Here is a 22,217-nt window from a genome sequence, read left to right as displayed (position 1 = left end):
TATCGTTCTTTCGTATGTTACTACTATATACAGGAAGCCCTCCAATTTCAACGCCTGAATAGCGGAAATACTAGTCCTCCAGGACAAAAGGAACGATCGTCTGCCATGCCCCGATCCGATCCTCCAGACTTCGCATATGCTTCGTCGGTATCGGACTCGAAGAAGGCAGCTTAAGCTTGGCAACATGCTGAAGCGACGGATGGCCGCCGAAGTTCTTGCGGAAGGTGTCATACGCTTTGCTTCCATTAAACGCAATGGCCCGAATGCCAGGGTAGTGCTCTATCAATCCGGGGAAGTCGTTAGGAGTCTCTTCTTTTATATTGGCATCCAGGCTCCCTTCCCGCTCGCAGGAGTGAATCACGTCCCATACCGCCAGCCTGTGCTCCCGCAGGAAAGCGAGACGATTCTCATAGACGGGGTCCGGCGGCGGGTAGCCTTCCTGACCAGGAACGCGCTCTTGAAACAAGCCGTAGACGATGCGCCAAAAAAAGTTTTGCGGATGGCCGTAGAACTGGCCGTACGCCAGCGACTTCACGCTTGGCGCCGTACCGGCAATGAGCACACGCGAGCGCTCGTCGACTACGGGCGGAAATGAATAGATTAGCGACATAAGACGACTCCTTTCTATCTCTCTATTATATCCTTCATAGCGCTGCTCATGCGAAAGTCCTACATCCTTGTCACCGATACACGATTACAAGTTGCAAAAAAATAATATAGCAATGGGTAATTTTCTCAGTTATACTAGATCGAGCGAAGGGAATAGAAGTAAAAAATGGCTCAGTATTCTTTATTGAAGATATATTTACGGAATTAGTATATGAATGTTTGAATAATTATAGGTGTGAATTCCTTTGTTTGCACTATCCATGAGCAAAACAACCCTTAGTTGTTAAGTCCCAGGACTTACACATACATACATCATTTCATAACATGCAGAGGAGATGGCTTCATGAAAAAGTTTTTCACCAAAAAAGCGCTGATTGTCACGACGGCGCTTTCGCTCACTCTGAGCGCAGGTTCCATCGCTTATTCGGCAACAACGCTCAAAAAAATTACAGCGTATCAGAACTATGCTATTGGCATTGAGGTTGGCGGCAAAAAAGTCGATCTCACCATGGATGGCAAAAAGCTGTATCCCATTACGTTCGAAGGCAGAACCTATGTACCGGCTCGTATCGTAGCCGACTCGCTCGGCGCGAATGTCCAGTGGGATGATAAACGCCAGACGGTTGTGATTACGCCGGAGGGCCAAACTCCGCCGAAAATTGACACAGGCTCTTCGAATCCCGGAACCTCGACGCCGCCAAGCGGCTCGGCTTCTGCATCCAGCAACAAAGGCACCTTTAACGATCCGGTAAAGTTCAATACAGCATTTACGTATAAAGAGCTAGTTAATTATAAGCCTGAGGAAAACGACACCAGCTCCGCCGACTTCACCGTGACGGTTACGAAGGTTGTTCCTATTTCATTGGACCAGATCGTCGCTCTTGGCTTCCAGCGTCCGGAAAACAATCCGGATATAGAGTACAGAATGGTATCCATTAATCTTAAGGTCAAAAATGCAACGATGAAAAGCAAAGATAAAAACGGCTATAAGTTCCTCTCGTCTTACAGACCTTATATCTCAGGAGTAGAGACACCGGACGGCCATTATATCATCGGCTCAACTGACTTTGGTTTCGATGGCGCAATCGCTGAAGCAACTCGTGAGGTGCTGCCAGATTTCCCGCAAGTGACACCTACAACCAAAGGCAGCTCCTTCGAAGTAAACGGTAAAGTCCTTCTGCCTATTGTTAAAGGAGAAGAAAATTACATGGTCGTCTCGAGAAGCGACTCTACACTGGAGTATGAAGACCGTAAAATCTTCTTCAAGCTTCAATAATAAGAATATAAAAAGAACGAAGCCGCGACATTACGCGGCTTCGTTCTTTTTATGTTGGCCGCATCGCTGCTGCCGTTCGCCTTACTTCACCAGATCCTCAACGAATTTCGGAAGGATGAACGCCGCCTTGTGCAGGCGAGGCGAATAATATTTGGTATCCAGCTCCGGAATGGCTGACTCGTCCACTTGTAGCGGATCATGTTTTTTGCTGCCCATTGTGAATGTCCATAGACCGGACGGGTAAGTCGGAATGTTAGCGCCGTATACGCGCACGATCGGGAATACTTCCTTCACATCGCGGTTTACGCTTTGGATCAGATCGGCTTTGAACCAAGGATTGTCCGTCTGAGCGACGAAGATGCCGTCTTCCTTCAGCGCCTCGTAGATGCCTTGGTAGAAGCCGCGCGTGAACAGGTTAGCCGCTGGACCTACCGGCTCCGTGGAGTCGACCATGATGACGTCGTACGTGTTCTTATGATCGTGGATGTGCATGAAGCCGTCATTAACAAGCACCTCTACGCGAGGGTTGTCCAACTCGCCTGCGATCGTCGGCAGGTACTTCTTGGAGTACTCGATGACTTTGCCGTCGATATCGACCAGAACAGCCTTTTTCACCTTCGGATGCTTCATTACCTCACGGATGACGCCGCCGTCGCCGCCGCCTACAACCAGCACGTTCTCAGGGTTAGGATGCGTGAAGAGAACCGGATGAGCCACCATCTCATGGTAGACGAATTCATCCTTAACCGTGGTCATAACCATGCCGTCGAGTACAAGCATCGTGCCGAACTCTTCCGTCTCGATCATATCCAGTTGTTGAAATTCCGTTTGTTCGTGTACGTAGCTTTTTGTAATCTTCGCCGTAATGCCGAAGTTTTCAGTTTGTTTCTCGGTGTACCACAATTCCATGAGATTGATCCCTTCTTTCCGTCAATGGTTCAACCTGTATTATAGTATTTCAAGCCAAAAAAGCAACCTTTTCACCCGTCCTGCACAAAAAATTCATGAAATCCTCTGCTATCCGCTTACGGACACCTGGTTTGATGCGCTTTTCGCCCGATTAAGCCCGAACAGCAGCACAACCGCCGCCAGCGTAAAGATAGCGCAAGCCAGGTATACATTACGGTAGCCGAAGGCATCTGCTATGATACCGAACAGCAGGAATCCGATCATATTGCCCACCTTGTTCGAATTGGAATACAAGTTCGTTGCGGTACCCGGCATTTCCGGCAGGAAATCCTGGAAATAAGTAATCGCAATGCCTGAAGTGATCGAAATATATGCCGCGCTTAATATTTGCACCGAGAAGATATGCCAAGGCGCATCGGCGAAAAACAACAAGCAGAAGTAGACTAGAGCCAGGAATGCGCCAAGGCGGATCAGGCGGTCGCTCTTCATTCGCGTCGCCATATAGCCGAAGCCCAGCATGAACGGAATTTCGAACACTGGCGGGATGCTGAAGATGATGCCGATGTCTTCTTTGCCTCCGCCAAGCACCTTTGTCACGAATTGCGCCATATTCATGGAGCTGAGCGTGGTTGCCGCAGAGATAAAGGTGAAAGCGACCAGGTTGATGAAGATGGTCGGCTGGAACACGATTTTTTTGAGCGGAATATTGGCTTTCTCCGACTTTGCCCCAGCAGCCTCCGAACGGCGATGCAGGAACAGCAGCGCAATGATGGCTACAACCGCATTGCAAGTAGCGGCGACAACGAATAGTCCTGTAAAGCCCATAAATAGAAGCACATAGGAGGCAATGGCAGGACCTACCGTCCAGGACAAAGCAAAGATGGTACGCAAAATATTCATGTACAGCGGCACCTGCTTGGAGGGCACGTCGGACCTTGTCAGCGCTTCTCTTCCAATCGCAAATACTTGGGCGAATGTCGAAGACGCAACCCCCAGGAATACGGAAGAGAAAATAAGCAGCACAAAATAGTTGCGCGAGTAGGCAAAGCCCAGATAACCGATGATGCCGGCCACCGAGCATAAAATCAGAATGAATTTGCGATCCGGCACGCGGTCGGACAGCTTCGCGATAATCGTGCTAAGAACAATGCCGCATAGCGATGAGACCAGCATAAAAATGCCGAAGGTTGTATTGCTCATCCCCACTTCGTCGATGCCGAACAAAGAATTGAAGGGCAAGATGAATGCATGAGAGATGCCCAGAAAAATATTGATGACCATAATAGTGGGGAAACCTTGAATTCCCCATGCCGTTTTGGCATGCTGCTTCATTGACGCAATAAAGTTACTCATCCTACCACTACCATCCCCGTATTTTTCTATATCTATAAGAACAACTAGCCTGATTCACCGTGAGTCTAATGATGCAGCGACCTGCTGTCGCCGGATGCGGTGAGGGCTAGCCGCAGTATTTTCTCTCGCTTAATGGTCAGCTTGCATGCCCGTTCAGAAGCGTTATTCTCAACATACTCGCATAAACCCCGCCAGACTTCAAGAACAATATGTGATTCCCGCCATAATAAGCCATTCCTTTCAATCTCCCGGCGACAAATGAATAGCGGATTCCGCATTTTTCCATACTAAAGAATAGATCTGCAACAAGCGGAAGGGAGTCGGCAGCATGATCAAATGGAAACCCCCGTACTTCAAACGAAAAGGCGCGGCGAAACGCCGCTTGGCTTTTCCTCAACTATCCGAGCGGCTTCTTCCATATATATTGAAGCTGCGCAAGTGGCTTCGGCGGGTTGCGGCGGCTCTGGCGGTTGTCGCCATCCTGATGGCGGGGCTCTATTTGTATCTGCGCTCGCAGGCGCTGCCCGTCTCAAAGATAAGCCAGACCTCGCAGATGCTTGATATACAGGGCCATGTCATCGATACGTTCCATGCCGGAGAGAACCGCCGGTCGGTTCCCTTATCCGATATCAACCACTATGTGGTGGATGCTACTCTCGCCATTGAAGATCGCAGATTCTACGATCATGCCGGCTTCGATCTGAAGGGCATGGCCCGCGCCGTCGTCGTCAATGTGCAGAGCATGTCGGCAAAGCAAGGAGCCAGTACGCTGACCCAGCAGCTCGCCCGCAATCTCTACCTGAGCCATGAGCGAACCTGGCAGCGCAAGCTGAAGGAAGCTGTATATACCGCCCAGCTTGAGATGAATTACAGCAAAGACGAGATTCTCGGCATGTATCTCAATCAAATCTATTATGGGCACGGCTCATATGGAATCGAAGCAGCCGCCATGATGTATTTCGACAAACATGCCTCCGAGCTGTCACTGGCCGAAAGCGCTATGCTGGCAGGCATTCCGAAGGGGCCCAAATATTATTCTCCGTATTTAAATATGAAGAACGCCAAAGACCGGCAATGGATTATTCTGGAAGCCATGAAGGAAGGCGGTTCGATTACAGAAGAGCAGGCTGAAGCCGCTTATGGCGAGATCCTGAACTTCCAGCCGCTTGGCGCGGAACAACAGGAGGGCTTTGCCCCTTACTTCCGCGACTATATCCGCTATCTTGCGGTGGAGCAAATTGGAATCGATCCTTCGATGCTGAATGAAGGCGGCATTACGATCTACACCACGCTTGATCAGGAAGCGCAAGCAGCAGCAGAGGAATCCATCAAGGAGATCATGCCGGCCGCCTCGGAGCAGCAAGCGGCGCTGGTCGCCATCGATCCGCGGACCGGCTATATCAAGGCGATGGTCGGCGGCAGGGATTATGCGAAGAACCAATACAACCGCGTGTTCGCCAGCACTCGCCAGCCCGGTTCTTCTTTCAAGCCGTTCCTGTATTTGACGGCGCTGCAAAGCGGCTTTATGTCGCCCGTAACGCGCTTCAAGAGCGAGCCGACCGTATTCAGCTATGACGAAGGGCGCAAGACGTATGAGCCCCATAACTATGGCGACAAATACGCTAACGATTATATTGACATGCGAACCGCGATCAGCGGCTCCGACAATATCTATGCGGTCAATACCATTATGACAGTCGGCGCGGACAAAGTAATCGAGACCGCTCGCAAGCTTGGCATCCGCAGCCGCATGCAGCCCGTGCCGTCGCTGGCGCTGGGGACGTTCCCTGCCAGCCCGTTCGAGATGGCAGCCGCCTACGGTGTCTTCGCCAATGCTGGGCTGCGGGTCGAGCCTGTTGCCATTCTGCGTATTGAAGACCGCAAAGGGAATGTATTATATGAAGCGAAGCCAAAAGAAGAGCAGGCCATTACTGCCGCGGAAGCGTATGTCATGACAAGCCTGCTCCAAAGTGTCTTCGACGACGGCGGTACAGCGCACCGGGTATCGGCAACGATCAAGCGCCCTGTCGCAGGCAAGACCGGGACTACAGCCACCGATGCCTGGCTTGTCGGCTATACGCCGGAGCTAGCGGCTGCGGTATGGGTCGGCTACGACAAGGACCGCAAGCTGACGGTCGCCGAGGCGCACCGGGCGGCTCCGATCTTTGCCCGGTTCATCGAGGGCACGCTATCCGCCGTGCCTCCGAAGTACTTCCGCGTGCCGGAAGGCGTCGTGAATGTCCTCATCGATCCCGTATCCGGCAAGCTTGCAGCGGCGACATGCCCGAATCGGCGATTCGAATCGTTCATCGCCGGAACGGAGCCGACCGAGGTATGCGGCTCTACCGTGGATGCCGGCAACGGTAGCGAGCATAAGGGGGGCAACGGCAGCACGGATAGCAGCAATCAGCCGCAAAAACGCCGTTCCTGGTGGAACGACCTGAAGCGCTGGTGGACCGATTAGCGCAGCTTGACAATACGGCCTGCAGAATAGATCTGCAGGCCGTTATTTATATGTTGAGTATGTTTGTGCGTTTGCGTCGCTTTTCATTTCACACCGTTGCATCACCACTTCCGCCGTTTCACACGTCTAACGCCGTCTCACAACGCTGCACCAACTTTTTCGCTGTTTCCGCCCCTCTAACGCCGCCTCGCCACGTTGCACCAACTTTTTCGCCGCTTCCGCACCTCTAACGCCGCCTCACACCGTTGCATCACCACTTCCGCCGCTTTCACACGTCTAACGCCGTCTCACAACGCTGCACCAACTTTTTCGCCGTTTCCGCACCTCTAACGCCGCCTCACAACGTTGCACCAGCTTTTTCGTCGTTTCCACACTTCTAACGCCGCCTCACAACGCTGCACCAACCTTTTTGCCGTTTCCGCACCTCTAACGCCGCCTCACAACGTTGCACCAGCTTTTTCGTCGTTTCGACACTTCTAACGCCGCCTCACAACGCTACACCAAATTTTCCATCGTTTCCGCACCTCTAAAACCGTCTCACAACGCTGCATCAGCTCTTCCGCCGATTCCACACATTTAACACCGCCTCACACCTTCGTATCATCATTCCCGCCGACTTTGCACAACGATCATAAGAGAATTGCATAAGGGGAAGAATACGCTATATGACGCTAATTCCCTATCTCGGCTCCTGACACATTCTCATCCCTTATTGGTCTTCAAAATACTCCCAATTGCTTACGAATGCTCGGCATGGCGCTGCTCCACCAAAATTATTTGTCCAATTTATGTGCAAAAAGTGAATTTTCTTTGAACAAACGACATAATATGTGGTATAGTATGGTTAAGAAAGCACTTTCATTCTCTAATTAGGAGTGTTTGATATGACTACAAAAACGGCAACGATCAGCCAACTTGGCCCAACGAAATCCGACGTGAAGCGTCTTGTCAATGTAATGACTGCGATGGCATGGGGTGTTCTCGGCATTGGCTTCCTTCTATGCCTCATTAACTTAAGTCATTTCAGCGATAAAAATATCGGTCTCATGGTCGGAATCGGCTTCCTCGTCGGAAGTGTTCATATTTATGTCATTGGCACAGCGATTGGTCTCGTTCATGCGAGATTGAACAGCAACAAAAACCAATCAGATGCGAGCGCATCCGGATTAACCGACAAGGATCACTAACATGTTATTTTTGACTCGATAAGCAATGAACTGTCCGAAGCGAGGAATCGTTCACTTGAAGAATAATTCCCCTCGTCGGAGTCCTCTCAAAAATGAGAAATGGCGATGCCAGGAATTTCACTCCTGGCATCGCCATTTTTGCATTCAACCGTTGCCTCTTCCTCAACAAATCACGGGAGGACAGAGCCTCTTCTGCCTTTGCTATCTGCCTTAGCCTGAAAAACTTTCGAATGCCACAATAAGAAGCTATCCCGATAATGAGATAGCTCCTGAGACAACATACTAAACGATCGTTTCATCCGAAGGAAACAACGGGGAACGAACAAACTTCCCTTCCTCCGACAGAGAATAGGCAACCCTTTCTTGAACGGGTCGGTCTTCAATAAAGTGCTGCTGCACAATTTCCCTTACATCATCGGTCGATACGCCTTGATACCATACGCCTTCCGGATATACCACCATACTCCCTGCGTCCGCGCAGCGGCTCATGCACCTTACTTCGGACACCTTGATTTTAGCCGCCATTCCGGTTGCTTTAAGTTCTTCTCGGAATGCCGCAATCACTTCATGAGCATCGCCTTTTTTTACACAGCAGATGCCATCGCATATAAAAACATGCTTCTCAAGCGAATCCATCATACGGTTAGCCAGCTTGCGCTTTTTCAAGCGCTCCTCAGTAGTCATAGGCTTGTAGGCTTCCTGCTCTACGCTCATTGCAATCCCTTCTTTCGTTAACATATTATAAAACGCTATCAGGCATCCATCAGCACGCCGGTCTTACCCGCAAGACCAACAGGCTCTACAGTTAATTGCCCTTGATGCCCCGCCTTTAACACCGCCTCGACGCCGAACACTTCATTCAGCATGGACTGGGTAATAACATGAGACGGTTCACCGACAGAGTGAAGACGGCCGTTGTGTACAACAATAATCTCGTCAGAATATTTGGCAGCTTGATTGATATCATGCAAGATCATGAGGACCGTCAGCCCGTGCTCCCGATTAAGCCGCTTCACCAGCTCCAACATTTCAAGCTGATGGCAAATATCTAGAAACGTCGTCGGCTCATCCAGCAACAGCAGCTTCGAGCTTTGTGCCAGCGCCATAGCAAGCCAAGCCCGCTGCCCTTCGCCGCCGGATAAATCCTGTAATTTCTTGTCTTGCATGTACGTAAGATGAGTCTGGTCGAGCGCCCATTCTATCTTCTCGTTATCCGCTGAGGCGTCCGCACTCCAGAACTTGCGGTGAGGGAAGCGACCATGCTCTACCAGCTCCCTAATACTTAAATCACCCGGCGCCTGAGGCTTCTGATGCAGCAAAGCCATTCTTTTCGCCACATCAAGAGCTCTAATGGAGTAGATATTTTCTCCTTCAAGCTTTATCGTTCCGCTGCTGGGTTTCAGGTTTCTCGATAGCGCCTTTAATAATGTGCTTTTGCCTGAACCGTTCGGCCCCAGAATGGTATAGATCTTCCCTTGCTCAATCGCAAGCGATATCCCATTCATGATCGTTCGATTGCCATATCTCAATTGAATATCAATGGCTTGCAAAGCCAGCATAGTTAACCTCCTCTCTTCAGCAAATATAAGAAGAATGGAGCGCCCACCGCCGCCATCACAATACCTACCGGAAGTTCTATCGGCGCAAAAACCGTTCTTGCTATCATATCGCTTAACGTCACCACTCCGGCTCCCAATAAAGCAGATGCCGGAATCAGCATCCGGTAGTTGTTGCCAATCATCAGCCTTGCGGCATGCGGGACCACTAATCCAACAAAGCCGAGCAAGCCAACGATGCTAACCGCGCTTGCTGCAAGCAGAGAAGCCAACGCTGTCAAAAGCAACCGGTTGCCCTCTACATTCAATCCTAATGATCTGGCATTGTTGTCACTCAATAAAAGCAAATTAAGACGATTCGAGCTTATCAAAGCAAGGAGGAGTCCAATGATTGTATACGGGGCAATGATCTTAAGCTGAGGCCAACTGCTTGTGCCCAGTCCGCCTACAATAAATTGCATAGCGCCATGCACCCGATCTGAATAGAACACAAGCAGACCCGATACCCCTGCGCCAAGCAGCGATGCAACTGCCACCCCCGCTAATATGATTCGGGTAGTCTGAATCCCGTTCTTCCACGACAAGGCATATACGAGAATAGCTGCCAGCATGGCGCCGATGAAGGCTCCTGGCGTCAACAGCCACTGCGACTGGGGGAACAGAATCAGGATGGTGATAGCGACAAAGCCTGCTCCCGCATTTACCCCGATAATCTGCGGATCCGCCAGCGGGTTTTTCATAATTCCTTGAAGAATGGCTCCGGCAAGCGCGAGGTTGATTCCTACTGCCGCACCGACAAGCGCGCGCGGGAGACGAATATTCATTAGAATACCGTAGTGATCGGACTGCTCGCCAAGAAACAGTATGCTCCCCATCTCAGCCAGCGGAATGGATACAGCGCCTCTGGCAACGCCTATCGAAAGGCTCGCCAGAGCAAAGATGAAAAAAACCGCCAGAATTAATATACTGGAGGGCTTCCATCGCCACTTTCTTTTAAACCCGCCTTTTTGCAAAGCCAGCTTATTCTGCATGTCCATATACTTCCGGGTATACAGCCTTGCCGATATACTCTACTGCATCCGCATAGTCTACTCCGGGGTTAGTGAGGAAATATTGTTGGGGAAGGAAACGGACCTGCCCGTCTTTCACAGCCCGCAGCGAGCTCCAGGCCGGATGGCCCTCCATATCCTGCTTCATGCGCGGTTCAATATCTTCTATGCTGCCGCGAGTGGAAATGAGAATCAGATCGGGATCGAATTCCATGATCTTCTCAAGACTGAAAGGCGTTTTGTCGGGACGTCCTTCCATTGCATCCAGGCTGGCCCCGAGATTATCCACATTAAGCAGCTTGGCAGCGCCTCCTGCAATCGAGTTATCCCGTTCCAAGGTTACTTCTCTGGTCGAAACTTGAATGATGACCACCTTCGGGCTATGAGCCGGCAATTTGCTTTGAAGTTGAATGATCCTTTCTTCCATCGCTTGCAAAACCGCTTCGCTCTTGCTCTCATCGTCCGACAGCTTGCTGAACAGCTGAAGCTTGGACTTCACATCCTCATAAGTCGTCATATTCAGCACAATGATTGGAATGTTGTTCGCTTCCAGCTGCTCGACCATGGAATCATGAAGCCTGACTCCGCCAATCACCAGATCCGGCTTGAGGCTTACGACCTTCTCCAGATTCACTTGAGCGTTGAATCCGACTTCAGCCGCATCCTCAGCTCCTTTGGGAATGTCACCGAGGAAGCTTTGGAACGATACACGACCCACAGCCTGCCCGCCTGTCTCATACAGCATGGAAGTAAATGTCGGCGTCAAGGTTACAATGCGTTCCGGCTTGCTCTTCACAACCACTTCCCTGCCCAGATCATCCGTAATTCTCAAATATTCTAATGAAGCATTCTCATTGACATCTGCACCGGAAGCCTGGCCGGCTCGAGATTCCACCCCGCCTTGAACAGCTTGGCCTTGATTGCTGGCACATGCAGAAGCAATTGATAATAAAAGACTAGCGCATATCGCCGATATCACAATTTTTCTCATTTTCGAATCAACCCCCCAATTATTTCTATCTCGTAAGTAATATAGCTTATCCCCTCCTTATCTACATGACTCGTTAGAGCCATATGGGAGTTAATAATTGAACGCGAGTAAAATAAAGCCAGCTCTCTAATAGTAGAAAGCCGGCACGAATACCGCACTAAAATCCCCTATAAGCACATAGGGATAGGCCACGTAAATTTCCTAGAAATGACTGTTTATTGGACTACTTTCAACCATATGTCTAACTCGTGAATAATATATGGCGGAAAAAAGTCAAATTGTTTACGTAATTGTTAACCCTACAGCCACAGCGTTTCGAATCTGCTATGTTAGTCGTAAGCTATTAATAAGAGTTTGCGGACTAAGCAAGACGACTGTGAGTATTCCAGCATGCGCTTTGGTTCACAAACCTTAGGCGCATGCCTTCAAAACGCATAAGCTTTGCTTCACAAACCTAAGCGGATGCTTCCGCAGCTAGGTTTGTTTTCAAGCCAGCAAGCTTTTGCTTTGGCTTCATGCTTCACAAGCCAATTGCATCTGGCTTTATGCTTCACAAACCTTAGCGAATGCTTCCGTAGCTAGGTTTGTTACAAGCCAGCAAGCTTTTGCTTTGGCTTAATGCTTCACAAACCTTAGCGAATGCTTCCGTAGCTAGGTTTGTTACAAGCCAGCAAGCTTTTGCTTTGGCTTAATGCTTCACAAACCTTTAAGGAGTTGGAACCGAGATGAGACGTAATTATCGAATGCTGGCAGCAGGGCTCTTCCTTGCGATGGTCTTCCTGCTCTCAGGCTGCAGCGAGCAGTACATCGTGCTTGACCCGAAAGGGCCGATCGGGCAATCCCAGAAGGACTTGATTATCATATCAACCGTTCTGTGCGCGGTCATCATTGTCCCGGTGCTCATTATGACGGCTGTAATCGTCTGGCGCTATCGCGACCGTCCAGGCAGCAAAGCGAAATACAAGCCGAACTGGGAACACAATACGAAGCTGGAAGTGACATGGTGGAGCATTCCGATCGTGATCATCATCATCCTTGCAGCCGTAACCATCAACTATACTTACAAGCTGGAGCCTTCACGGGCGATCGAATCTGAGAAGGCGCCGATTACGATACAAGTAACTTCGATGGACTGGAAGTGGCTGTTCAAATATCCTGGCGAGGATATCGCGACAGTCAACTACGTGAAATTCCCGGAAGACAGGCCTGTCCGCTTCCAGCTGACATCCGATACGGCAATGAACTCCTTCTGGATCCCGCAGCTTGGCGGCCAGCTCTACTCCATGTCGGGCATGGCGATGACGCTGTACCTGCAAGCTGACGAGCAAGGAAGCTACTACGGCTCGGGCGCCAACTTCAACGGCAAGGATTTTGCCCAAATGACGTTCAAGGCCGACGCCGTCTCCCAAGAGGAGTACGATGCATGGATTCAAGAAGTGAAGAAAGACGCTCCTGCTCTGACTATGGACGGCTATAAAGAATTGCAAAAACCAGGCCGCTCTGACGTGCAGCTGTTCTCCAGCTTCCCGGAAGGACTGTTCGAGCAGATCGTAACGCAATATGTCGAGGAAGGCAGCACCGGCGCGCATGCGCATCATGGCGCAAGCTCGGACACTTCCAAGAATGAAGGAAGCAGCAAGAACAACGATAGCGAGACCAACACGGCCGACGCATCAGACCAACACAACGGACACGCGGGCCATTAATGTACCGTTATCGAAAGGAGAAACTAGCTCATGTGGGATAAAATCAAAGATTTTTCATCCGAGTTTTTCGTGACGGGCGACCCGCTCATTCTCGGAGCCCAAGTATCGATTGCGATCACTATGGTTGCCATCGTATTCATCCTCACGTATTTCAAGAAGTGGCGCTGGCTTTGGACGGAGTGGCTAACTTCTGTCGATCATAAAAAAATCGGCATTATGTATATCATCGCATCTATTCTGATGTTGTTCCGCGGCGGGGTTGACGCCTTGCTCATGCGGATGCAGCTGGCTGTTCCGCAGGTGGAATTCCTGAACGCGGAGCACTATAACGCGATATTCACGACGCATGGCGTTATCATGATTCTGTTCATGGCCATGCCGCTTATGTTCGGCTTGTTCAACATTGTCGTTCCGCTCCAGATCGGCGCGCGGGACGTCGCGTTCCCGTTCTTGAACTCCTTAAGCTTCTGGATGTTCTTCTTCGGGGCTATGCTGTTCAACGTTTCATTCGTTATCGGCGGTTCGCCGGACGCGGGCTGGCTCGCCTATCCGCCTCTGTCAGGGCTGTCAGGAAGCCCGGGCGTCGGCCAGGACTTCTATATATGGGGCATACAGATTTCAGGTATAGGCTCATTAGCAACCGGTATTAACTTTATCGTTACGATTCTGAAGATGCGTGCGCCAGGCATGAAGTTGATGAAGATGCCAATGTTCACCTGGTCCGTACTGTCTTCCTGTACGACAATTATTTTCGCATTCCCGATTCTGACAGTAACTCTGTTCCTGCTGTTCATCGACCGTTACCTGGGTGCGCACTTCTTCACCCTCGACGGCGGCGGCAACCCGATGATGTATATCAACCTCATCTGGATGTGGGGTCACCCGGAAGTATATATCGTTATTTTGCCGGCGTTCGGTATTTTCTCCGAAATCGTCTCGGCTTTCTCGAAGAAAAAGCTGTTCGGTTACAAATCGATGGTATTCGCACTGATGTCCATCAGCTTCTTCTCCTTCTTCACTTGGGCGCATCACTTCTTCACGATGGGCTCCGGCGCGAATGTCAATGCGTTCTTCGCCGTAACAACCATGTTGATCGCGATACCGACCGGGGTCAAAGTGTTCAACTGGCTGTTCACCATGTATCGGGGCAAGCTAAGCTTCCCTACACCGATGATGTGGACGATCGCCTTTATCCCGTGTTTCGTCATTGGGGGAATGACCGGGGTGCTTCTATCGGTTGCGCCTGCGGACTTCCAGTTCCACAACAGTTATTTCTTGATCGCTCACTTCCACCAAGTGCTGATCGGCGGCGTCGTATTCGGTTACTTCGCGGGCCTGTACTACTGGTGGCCAAAAATGTTCGGCTTCAAGCTTCATGAAGGCTTGGGCAAATGGGCATTCTGGTTCTGGAATATCGGTTTCTATGTATGTTTCATGCCGCAATACGCGCTTGGCCTGATGGGCATGACTCGCCGCTTCAACGAATACAACTTCGATATGGGCTGGCAGCCGCTCAACGTCGTGTCCACGGTAGGCGGATTCCTGATGGGTATCGCGTTCTTGTTCCAAGTATGGCAAATTGCGCATAGCATCAAGTTCTACAAGAAAGAGAAAACCGGAGATACTTGGGATGGCCGCACACTGGAATGGTCGATTCCATCGCCTGCTCCAATGTACAACTTCGCTCGTATTCCTGTCGTTACAGAACAAGACGACTGGTGGGAGAAGAAGCAGCGCCGCCTAAGAGGCGAAGCCGATCCTCCAGAGGTAGCGCAAGCAGAGCAAGCTCCGCTCGAGCCGATTCATATGCCGCGCAACTCCGGCGTACCGTTCGTTATGTCTAGCTTCTGGTTCATTGCAGGCTTCGGCTTTGTCTGGGATTGGAAATGGATGATTGTGCTCGGACTCGGCGGCGTCATCGTGAGTATGCTGGTTCGATCCTTTACCTATAATACGGATTACTATATCCCGGTCGAAGAAGTTGAGCGGACCGAAGCCGCTGCAAGGGGGGCTCATTAATGGCAGAAGCAATTAAAAACAAGGGGCACCTCGCCCATGCCGGCCACGGAAGCCATGGCGGCGACCACGGTCACGGCCATGACCATCACGACCAAGAAGAGATGAAGACATTTGGCTTCTGGCTCTTCCTCATTACCGACGTTATTCTATTCGGCACATTATTCGCCACTTATGTCGTCCTGCGGAACAACTTCGCAGGCGGCCCGCTTGGCAGCGATCTGATCGAGATGTCGGGCATCATAGCATCAACGTTCATCTTGCTCACAAGCAGCTTCACCAGCGGCATCGCGCTGCTGGAGATGAACAAAGGCAACAAAAAAGGGTTGATCACTTGGCTGATCATTACCGCATTGCTTGGCGCTTCCTTTATCTATCTGGAAGTAAACGAATTTATCCACCTTGTGCATGAAGGCGCGAATATCGGCACAAGCGCGTACTGGTCCGCATTCTTCACCCTGGTCGGCACGCACGGTCTTCACGTAACGGTGGGCCTCGTATGGATGACGGCGATAATTCTTCAGATCAGACGCCGAGGCATTACGCCGGTTACGAAGCGCAAGGTCAACATTATCAGCTTGTACTGGCATTTCCTTGACGTTGTATGGATCTTTGTCTTCACAATCGTGTATCTGATGGGGGTGATGTAGGATGGCGAACCATAACGCTCATACAGAGCATGGAGATCACGGCCATGAAGGCGGCCACGGCTCCATGAAGTCGTATGTCATCGGCTTCCTGCTCTCGATCGTGCTGACGATCATCCCGCTCGTCGCGGTCATGAACGGCATGTTCAGCAAGCAAGTCACGACGGTGCTTATTCTCGTCATGGCGATTCTGCAATTCGCAGTCCAGCTCTTGTTCTTCATGCATATCCGGGACGAGAAGAAACCTCGTTACAACCTGATCTCCCTGATCTTCGGCCTGGTCATCATGCTGACGATCGTAGCAGGCTCGATCTGGATCATGACATACAATGCGGTAGCAACCTAAGACCCTACTCGCTCTATAGCATAAGAGGCGGCTGATCAATCCGATCAGCCGCCTCTTTCTCTATTGCCCCTACTTCACGATAATGATTTGATCCAGGTTAAGCCGTTTCCCTGATGTGCCTCCTGCTGCAATCTTAAATCTGACGCTGCCGCTCTCATTGACAGGCACAGTCTGCTCCGTAAGCAGCGCACTGCTAGTATAAGGGCCGCCGGCATCCGTCCAGGTAACGCCTCCATTGACAGACTTCTGCAGCTTCCAAGTCGCTCCGCTGTCAGAGCCGAAATTCGCATGCTGCACCTTCACGCTCTTCACGCCGCCCGTCAGATCGAAGTTCATGGCTATCGATCCCGCCGCGCGCAGCCTCGCCGACTTGGCGCCAATCTTCTGGTCCGTTACCAGGTCGCCTATGAGCGCATTGTCGAACGTCCAGCTGCCGCTGTCCAGCGTAATCGCCCCTGCAGCATAAGCGCCTTTGACGCCATTCTCGAAGGTCTCCAGCAGCACTTCGGACGGCATAGGCACGATTTCGAATTGATCAAAATTCAGCCGTTTGCCCGAAATGCCGCTGACTGTGATTTTGAACCGGACACTGCCGCTTTCTCCAATGACGATCGTCTGTTCCGCAAGCGTAGAGCCGCTGGTATACGCTCCTCCCGCATCCTTCCACGTAGCGCCGCCGTTAAGCGACTTTTGCAGCTTCCATGTCGCCCCGCTGTCCGAGCCAAAATTCGCATGCTGCACCTTAATGCTTTGGACGCCTGTCACATCGGCATTCATATAGATGGAGCCGTCTGCACGAACACGGGCTGACTTGGCGCCAACCTTTTTATCCGTCGTCATATCGCCTATAAGCGCATTGTCGAACGTCCAGGAGCCGCTATCCAGCGTCACCGTCCCTGTTGCATAAGCCCCTTTCACGCCTGCCTCAAAGGTTTCGATACTGCCATCGCCGTCAGGAGGGTTCGGCGTATCTGGAGCCGAATAGCCATAGGAGCCTGGCTTGAAGGTGGAAGGGTCCCACCACTTGTAGCCGGCCGCCGGTGGCGACCATGGCTCGAATTGCGGCTCTGTGGAAGTCTGAGGATTCTCCATAGGCAGCAGCGCAGTCGCGCTATCCAGCGTTAAGCCGGATACCTGGGTCAAATCCGTATAGCTTTCCTGCGCAGCCAGCCAATCTATAATATTCGTAAGAAGAATGGCATTGTCCATCTCGTACCAGCCGTCGTATGTTGTTTTGGTTCCGCCTGTCTCTTCGCGTTTGTACTTGGGCGTAATATCTTCGACTGGCGATGAATCGCCAATGACCGCTACTTTGCCAAGCCCTTTCTTGGCGACAGCCGCATAAGGACCCTCTGCAATGCCGCCGCCGTTGTAGACGCCTTGATCGACTGCGTTCGGCCAAGCCGCACTGGTCGTCTGCGTGTAGACGATGCCTTTGGCTCTGCCTGGATCGGTAATGGCAATCGTAGAGCCCGCATGCATCGTCACCGTGCCGACGCCTGCCGTAATGCCAAAGGCTTGGGAAGGGGCTACGATGTAGCCTGAATTGACATTGCCCAGCGCATTGTACCGGATGCGCATGCCGAATTCATCCGACAGCCAGTCAGAGCTCGCTACGCCCTGCATGGCTGCCGAGGCCGCTTCCTCCGCGCCCATGCCTGCCTTCGGGTTGGCCCAGGCCCCTCTGCGGTATCCGTTGAATACCTCGGAGGAATCCCAACGGTTCTTGTTGCGGTCTGCGTTATAATGATCCGCGATGAAGAAGATGCTGCCGCCATCCTCCACATAGTCGGCTAACACTTGCTGTTCGCTTGTCTTGAACGGAATGTTCGCTTCCGGAATAACAAATACATCATACCCTGACAGATCACCCGCCGTTAACGGGCCGGACTTGCGGTGCTCCTTGACGTAGTAGCCTTCAGCGGCCAGCGCTGAGCCAAATGCGGAGAAAGCGCCGTCTATGACCCAGTCCGCCGCTCCAGCCGTCTGTCCATGCGAATTATCGAAGAGGACGGACTTGCCGTTAGACGTACCTATAGGCATAAGCACAGGTGCGGGATCGGACGGCCCCTCTGCGTAAGCTTGTCCGATTGGCCATAAGCCGACAATCAATGCCGCTGACAACAATAGGGAGACGATTCTTTTGTACCCATTCATTTTTACGATTTCCCTCCATTCTTTAATATGACCACTCGCGCAAGCTGCCTTACCCGAGGCAAACTGATCTTGCTCTCTTCTTCTGATCACCTCCCTGTACTTGAATACGCCCTCATTCTAACAAAATGAAATCATTCTCCGAGATAATCTTTTGTAAATGATTGGATATTGCGCACTTGCATGAATGATTAATGACCCGTCAGTAACATTTGCTTCATAGCTATTTTTTCCCTACCGCCCTCTTCTTCGTTGCTTCATACTTTGAGCTATATACAGGGAAAGATGGTGGATAGATGTCAATGTCATTGCGCATACGTGAATTAGAGCTTCCCCGGGATTATGAGCAGCTGGCTGTGCTAATGAGCGGCTATTGGTCGGAGCCCGCTTCCGCAGAACGCCTTGAAGAGGATGACCGCAAGCTGTATGAAGTGGGGGCTACCTGGAAGGACGAGAACGGACTGCTCGCCGGCTATGACCGTACACGCCGCGTAGCTGTGGATTCAAGCAACAATATCCTCGGATACGTATGGGCCTGGCGGGCGCCATGGACAGAGCCGGGATATATCTGCATCACGCTGGTAGTTGCGCCGGAGGCGCGCGGGCAAGGAATTGGAGACCGTCTGCTGCGGCATGCTTGCGATTGGGCGGAGCAGCTCGGCGCGTCTGCCCTGATCTCTGAAGTATGGGACGACCATCCCAGCGCTCTGGAATTCGCCAAGCGAAGAAGCTTTCAGATCGAGCGGCATGCTTACCAGTCTGTACTTCAATTGAGGGATACGACAATAGAGTTGATGGAAATTGAGCCGGAGGCGATTCTGGCTGGCAGCGGCCTTCGGCTTCTGACATTGGCGGAGGAGCCGGGCGAAGAGAGCGAGCGCAAGCTCTACGAGCTGTCATGCGCCACGCTAAGGGATGTTCCTAGCTTCTTGGGAGATGTGCCTGATTTTGTCGAGTGGAGGAAATGGAATCTGCAAGTAGACGGCTTTACGCCTGAGCTGGTTCTGATCGCCGCTGACGGCGACCGGTTCGTCGGCATGACCAATGTGCTGCATATTTCCGCGACCAACGGGTTGTACCATGAATTTACCGGGGTAGACCGCGCGTACCGCGGCAAGCAGGTAGCGTTCGCCCTTAAGCTCGAGACCATCCGGGCCGGCAAGCGCCGCGGAGCGGACTATATCCGCACGGACAACGACTCCATGAATGCGCCGATCCTCTCGATTAACCGCAAGCTCGGGTATGTCCCGCTCAGAGGCAATTATCGCATTGTCACCTCTATGGAGAAGGTGAAGGAAGCTTTGGGCAGCCAGCCTTCCAGTATGCGATGAGCTTACCGGCAACGTCACAAATCGTTGCGGATTAGTGTGATTGGAATCACAAACGGCCCATTCATCCTTCCCTATACTGAGATTATGAAGAGACGCTGCGGCACTCAAGATCACAAGCCGCTTTTGCGCAGCGTCCGATAATCAAGGTGTAGAGGGAGGATGTTTTATGTTAAGCGAACAATCCATTGGGATTATTAAATCTACGGTACCGGTGCTTGAAGTACACGGCGTCGCGATTACCAAGAGCTTCTACGGACTCATGTTCGAGGCCCATCCCGAGCTGATGAATATATTCAATCACGCCAATCAGAAGCAGGGCAGGCAGCAGACCGCCCTCGCCAATACGGTATACGCGGCAGCTGTTCATATCGACAATCTGGCGGCCATCATTCCGGCGGTCAAGCAAATCGCCCATAAGCACCGCAGTCTCGGGGTGAAGCCGGAGCATTACCCGATAGTCGGGAAGTTCTTGCTCATGGCGATCAAGGATGTGCTTGGAGATGCTGCCACAGACGAAATTCTGGAAGCATGGGGAGAAGCTTACGGAGTCATTGCCGATGCCTTCATCGGGGTCGAGGCTGAGATGTATGAGCAGTCGCAGGGCCAGTCAGGCGGCTGGGCGGATTTCCGGCCATTCCGCGTGGAGCGGAAGGTTCAGGAGAGCTCCGTCATTACCTCGTTCTATCTGGTGCCGCAGGACGGCCGTGAGATCGCAGCATTCCAGCCGGGCCAATATGTCAGTGTCAAACTCCAAATTCCAGGCGAGAGCCACACGCATATCCGGCAATACAGCCTATCGGATGCCCCCGGCAAGCCGTACTACCGCATATCCGTAAAACGAGAAAGAGGTAATGATCAATTCCCGGCAGGCATCGTATCTACCTATCTCCATGAACAGATAGCCGAAGGAGATACTTTGCATCTGTCTGCGCCTGCAGGCGACTTCGTGCTCGACACCGCGGATCATCGTCCTGTTGTGCTGCTGAGCGGGGGGGTAGGGCTCACGCCAATGGTCAGCATGCTGAATACGCTAGCCGGCCAATATCCGGAGCGTGCTGTAACCTTCATTCATGCCGCACAAGACGGAGGGGCGCATGCGTTAAGACAGCAGGTTGAGAGCATTGCGCTGGGCAGTGCCAATGTAACCGTCCAATATTGTTATGAGCGGCCTACGGACGCTGACCGCGAAGCGCAACATTATCATCGGGAAGGACGTATTGAGCCGGCTTGGCTCCAATCCGTACTCGCGAATCGCGATGCTGCCTACTATCTATGCGGACCTGTGCCGTTCATGCAGAGCGTCAAGGCTTCCTTAATCAAGTGGGGGGTGCCAGGCGAGGATATTCACTACGAGTTCTTCGGCCCAAAAGCTGACATTGAAGCTGCCGGAGCCTAAGACTCAGGCGTTGCGCGCCTGCTCCCGCAGCAGACGGTTCACGGTCTCGCGGCGAAGGCCAATCAATTGCCCAATCTCATCCTGAGTCAAAATATCGGTAATCGTCTGCGGCGCAATATACGACTGGAACCACTGCTGAAGCTTGACCAGCTTGTCAGCGGGCGTTACTTGCGTCAGCTGGTCGATGCGCTGCTGCATCATTCGCAGCTTGCTCTGCAGCAGCAGCGCGATTTCCTTGCTTTTTGCCGCATCGCGGTCCAGTTCATCGTACCATCGCTCGGGAGAGATCCGTTCGATCTCGGAGCTGACAAGCGCGATGGCCGTTCCATGGTAAGGCATCGGGCTGATCAGCGAATGATGAGGGATCGTCTCCCCCGCTACGATAATATTTACAAGGAACGGATTGCCGTCCTCGTGGATACGCATAATTTTGAGCATACCGCTATTCACATGGAACAGATCGCCCGTCTCGCCTTGCCGAAATAACGTTTCTCCTTTGTGCAGCAGCATATAGACCTCCTTAACAAAAGTCCCTCCGATCTCTCGGAGGGCTTATTTGTTGATACAGCATGGTGATTTCCCATTCCTTGCGCGCAATTCCAACTTATCCAATAGCTATTAAGTTGACGGCTCACTCGTCTCAGGGGTACAATAATGCAGGCAGAAAATCCAGCCCAAATTATATCTTCACCCTTAAAGGCGGTATTGTTCATGCGACTGAAAACTTACGCAATCTGTTTATATATTCTATTGATTTATTGGATTTCATCCCATATTCCCCAGATGCATTCCCTGTTCTTCCCTACGCTTGGCGCCTTCAGCCTGCTATTCATCTCGCGACCGCTTAATCGCGCCGAAATCCGCAACATTGCGGTAGGAGCTATCTCGGCATCAGCGGTCGGTTCACTGTTCGTCCATCTGAGCACAGGCATTCTCTCTCTATTGGCAACCCTGCTGATCGTACTCGGCCTGATGAAAAAAATGAACTGGAGCGCGCCGCCTATTCTGGCTGTTGCTTTAATCCCGTTCTTCACGCAGCCTCCGACCGTATGGGTCATTCCCGTATCTGTAGCCTGCACACTGGCAGGCTTGCTTGTCACCTTGTCAGCCGCCGCTTATGCAGAGAAGCTGATGGGCGGCAAGCCGGCGGTCATCAAAACGGATTCCGACACAGCGGCATAACCCCCGCTTGGCTCCCATTCAAGCATAAGCAACCAATCACCTTTC

Annotated in this window: 19 protein-coding genes; 10 read left to right on the top strand and 9 right to left on the bottom strand. The window is 51.7% G+C overall.

Going from position 1 to position 22,217, the window contains the following annotated elements; all coding sequences use genetic code 11:
• Positions 1-70: 70 nt before the first annotated feature.
• Positions 71-610 (bottom strand): DNA-deoxyinosine glycosylase, encoded by a 540-nt coding sequence (locus D3P09_RS24025; protein WP_120113970.1) that lies wholly within the window; start codon positions 608-610, stop codon positions 71-73.
• A gap of 342 nt (positions 611-952) precedes the next feature.
• Between D3P09_RS24025 and D3P09_RS24020 the strand changes: the two genes are divergently transcribed.
• Positions 953-1,885 (top strand): copper amine oxidase N-terminal domain-containing protein, encoded by a 933-nt coding sequence (locus tag D3P09_RS24020; protein WP_120113969.1) that lies wholly within the window; start codon positions 953-955, stop codon positions 1,883-1,885.
• Positions 1,886-1,966: 81 nt separating this feature from the next.
• Here the strand turns inward: D3P09_RS24020 and speE are convergent, their stop codons facing one another.
• Both speE and D3P09_RS24010 read right to left on the bottom strand, forming a co-directional pair.
• Positions 1,967-2,794, bottom strand: a complete 828-nt coding sequence (gene speE / locus D3P09_RS24015; protein WP_120113968.1) for a polyamine aminopropyltransferase — start codon at positions 2,792-2,794, stop codon at positions 1,967-1,969.
• A gap of 108 nt (positions 2,795-2,902) precedes the next feature.
• Positions 2,903-4,147 carry a sugar efflux transporter gene (locus D3P09_RS24010; RefSeq protein WP_120113967.1) on the bottom strand — a complete coding sequence of 415 codons (1,245 nt, stop codon included), beginning with the start codon at positions 4,145-4,147 and terminating at the stop codon, positions 2,903-2,905.
• Positions 4,148-4,475: 328 nt separating this feature from the next.
• Between D3P09_RS24010 and D3P09_RS24005 the strand changes: the two genes are divergently transcribed.
• Positions 4,476-6,611 carry a transglycosylase domain-containing protein gene (locus D3P09_RS24005; protein WP_120113966.1) on the top strand — a complete coding sequence of 712 codons (2,136 nt, stop codon included), beginning with the start codon at positions 4,476-4,478 and terminating at the stop codon, positions 6,609-6,611.
• An 884-nt stretch (positions 6,612-7,495) separates the two neighbouring features.
• Complete coding sequence (locus tag D3P09_RS24000; RefSeq protein ID WP_120113965.1) at positions 7,496-7,798, top strand: hypothetical protein; 303 nt, start codon at positions 7,496-7,498, stop codon at positions 7,796-7,798.
• A 282-nt stretch (positions 7,799-8,080) separates the two neighbouring features.
• Here D3P09_RS24000 and D3P09_RS23995 read toward each other — a convergent pair whose 3' ends face one another.
• From D3P09_RS23995 to D3P09_RS23980, 4 genes are read right to left on the bottom strand one after another with little or no spacing between them, the layout of a single operon-like run.
• Complete coding sequence (locus tag D3P09_RS23995) at positions 8,081-8,512, bottom strand: (2Fe-2S) ferredoxin domain-containing protein (RefSeq protein WP_207892550.1); 432 nt, start codon at positions 8,510-8,512, stop codon at positions 8,081-8,083.
• 38 nt (positions 8,513-8,550) lie between these two features.
• Complete coding sequence (locus tag D3P09_RS23990) at positions 8,551-9,357, bottom strand: ABC transporter ATP-binding protein (protein ID WP_120113964.1); 807 nt, start codon at positions 9,355-9,357, stop codon at positions 8,551-8,553.
• 2 nt (positions 9,358-9,359) lie between these two features.
• Complete coding sequence (locus tag D3P09_RS23985; RefSeq protein WP_207892549.1) at positions 9,360-10,385, bottom strand: FecCD family ABC transporter permease; 1,026 nt, start codon at positions 10,383-10,385, stop codon at positions 9,360-9,362.
• A complete protein-coding gene (locus tag D3P09_RS23980) occupies positions 10,375-11,394 on the bottom strand; it encodes an ABC transporter substrate-binding protein (protein ID WP_120113962.1) in 1,020 nt (339 codons plus the stop codon). The genes D3P09_RS23985 and D3P09_RS23980 overlap by 11 nt, the downstream gene beginning before the upstream one ends.
• A gap of 725 nt (positions 11,395-12,119) precedes the next feature.
• Here D3P09_RS23980 and cyoA point away from each other — a divergent pair.
• Genes cyoA through cyoD form a run of 4 tightly spaced genes read left to right on the top strand, consistent with a single transcriptional unit; the run spans position 12,120 to position 16,109 of the window.
• Positions 12,120-13,100, top strand: a complete 981-nt coding sequence (gene cyoA / locus D3P09_RS23975) for a ubiquinol oxidase subunit II (RefSeq protein WP_120113961.1) — start codon at positions 12,120-12,122, stop codon at positions 13,098-13,100.
• A 30-nt stretch (positions 13,101-13,130) separates the two neighbouring features.
• Positions 13,131-15,119: a cbb3-type cytochrome c oxidase subunit I gene (locus tag D3P09_RS23970; protein ID WP_120113960.1), complete on the top strand. Its 1,989-nt coding sequence runs from the start codon at positions 13,131-13,133 to the stop codon at positions 15,117-15,119.
• On the top strand, positions 15,119-15,766 hold the full coding sequence (cyoC, locus tag D3P09_RS23965) for a cytochrome o ubiquinol oxidase subunit III (RefSeq protein ID WP_120113959.1): 648 nt from the start codon (positions 15,119-15,121) through the stop codon (positions 15,764-15,766). The genes D3P09_RS23970 and cyoC overlap by 1 nt, the downstream gene beginning before the upstream one ends.
• 1 nt (position 15,767) lies before the next feature.
• Positions 15,768-16,109, top strand: a complete 342-nt coding sequence (gene cyoD / locus D3P09_RS23960; protein ID WP_120113958.1) for a cytochrome o ubiquinol oxidase subunit IV — start codon at positions 15,768-15,770, stop codon at positions 16,107-16,109.
• A gap of 69 nt (positions 16,110-16,178) precedes the next feature.
• Here cyoD and D3P09_RS28230 read toward each other — a convergent pair whose 3' ends face one another.
• A complete protein-coding gene (locus D3P09_RS28230; RefSeq protein ID WP_243644440.1) occupies positions 16,179-18,266 on the bottom strand; it encodes an Ig domain protein group 2 domain protein in 2,088 nt (695 codons plus the stop codon).
• Positions 18,267-18,559: 293 nt separating this feature from the next.
• Here D3P09_RS28230 and D3P09_RS23950 point away from each other — a divergent pair, with 293 nt between their 5' ends.
• Together D3P09_RS23950 and hmpA are read left to right on the top strand one after the other, a co-directional pair.
• Positions 18,560-19,594, top strand: a complete 1,035-nt coding sequence (locus D3P09_RS23950) for a GNAT family N-acetyltransferase (protein WP_120113957.1) — start codon at positions 18,560-18,562, stop codon at positions 19,592-19,594.
• A 166-nt stretch (positions 19,595-19,760) separates the two neighbouring features.
• On the top strand, positions 19,761-20,990 hold the full coding sequence (hmpA, locus tag D3P09_RS23945; protein ID WP_120113956.1) for an NO-inducible flavohemoprotein: 1,230 nt from the start codon (positions 19,761-19,763) through the stop codon (positions 20,988-20,990).
• Positions 20,991-20,993: 3 nt separating this feature from the next.
• Here hmpA and D3P09_RS23940 read toward each other — a convergent pair whose 3' ends face one another.
• On the bottom strand, positions 20,994-21,500 hold the full coding sequence (locus tag D3P09_RS23940; RefSeq protein WP_120113955.1) for a Crp/Fnr family transcriptional regulator: 507 nt from the start codon (positions 21,498-21,500) through the stop codon (positions 20,994-20,996).
• 201 nt (positions 21,501-21,701) lie between these two features.
• On the opposite strand from D3P09_RS23940, the gene D3P09_RS23935 reads away from it, so the two are divergent.
• Entirely contained in the window at positions 21,702-22,172 is a 471-nt protein-coding gene (locus D3P09_RS23935; protein ID WP_165867568.1) for an HPP family protein, read from the top strand.
• The last annotated feature ends 45 nt before the right edge of the window (positions 22,173-22,217 follow it).

The sequence above is a fragment of the Paenibacillus pinisoli genome (assembly GCF_003605435.1).
Lineage (GTDB): Bacteria > Bacillota > Bacilli > Paenibacillales > Paenibacillaceae > Pristimantibacillus > Pristimantibacillus pinisoli.
This window is presented reverse-complemented; position numbering and strand designations above follow the sequence as displayed.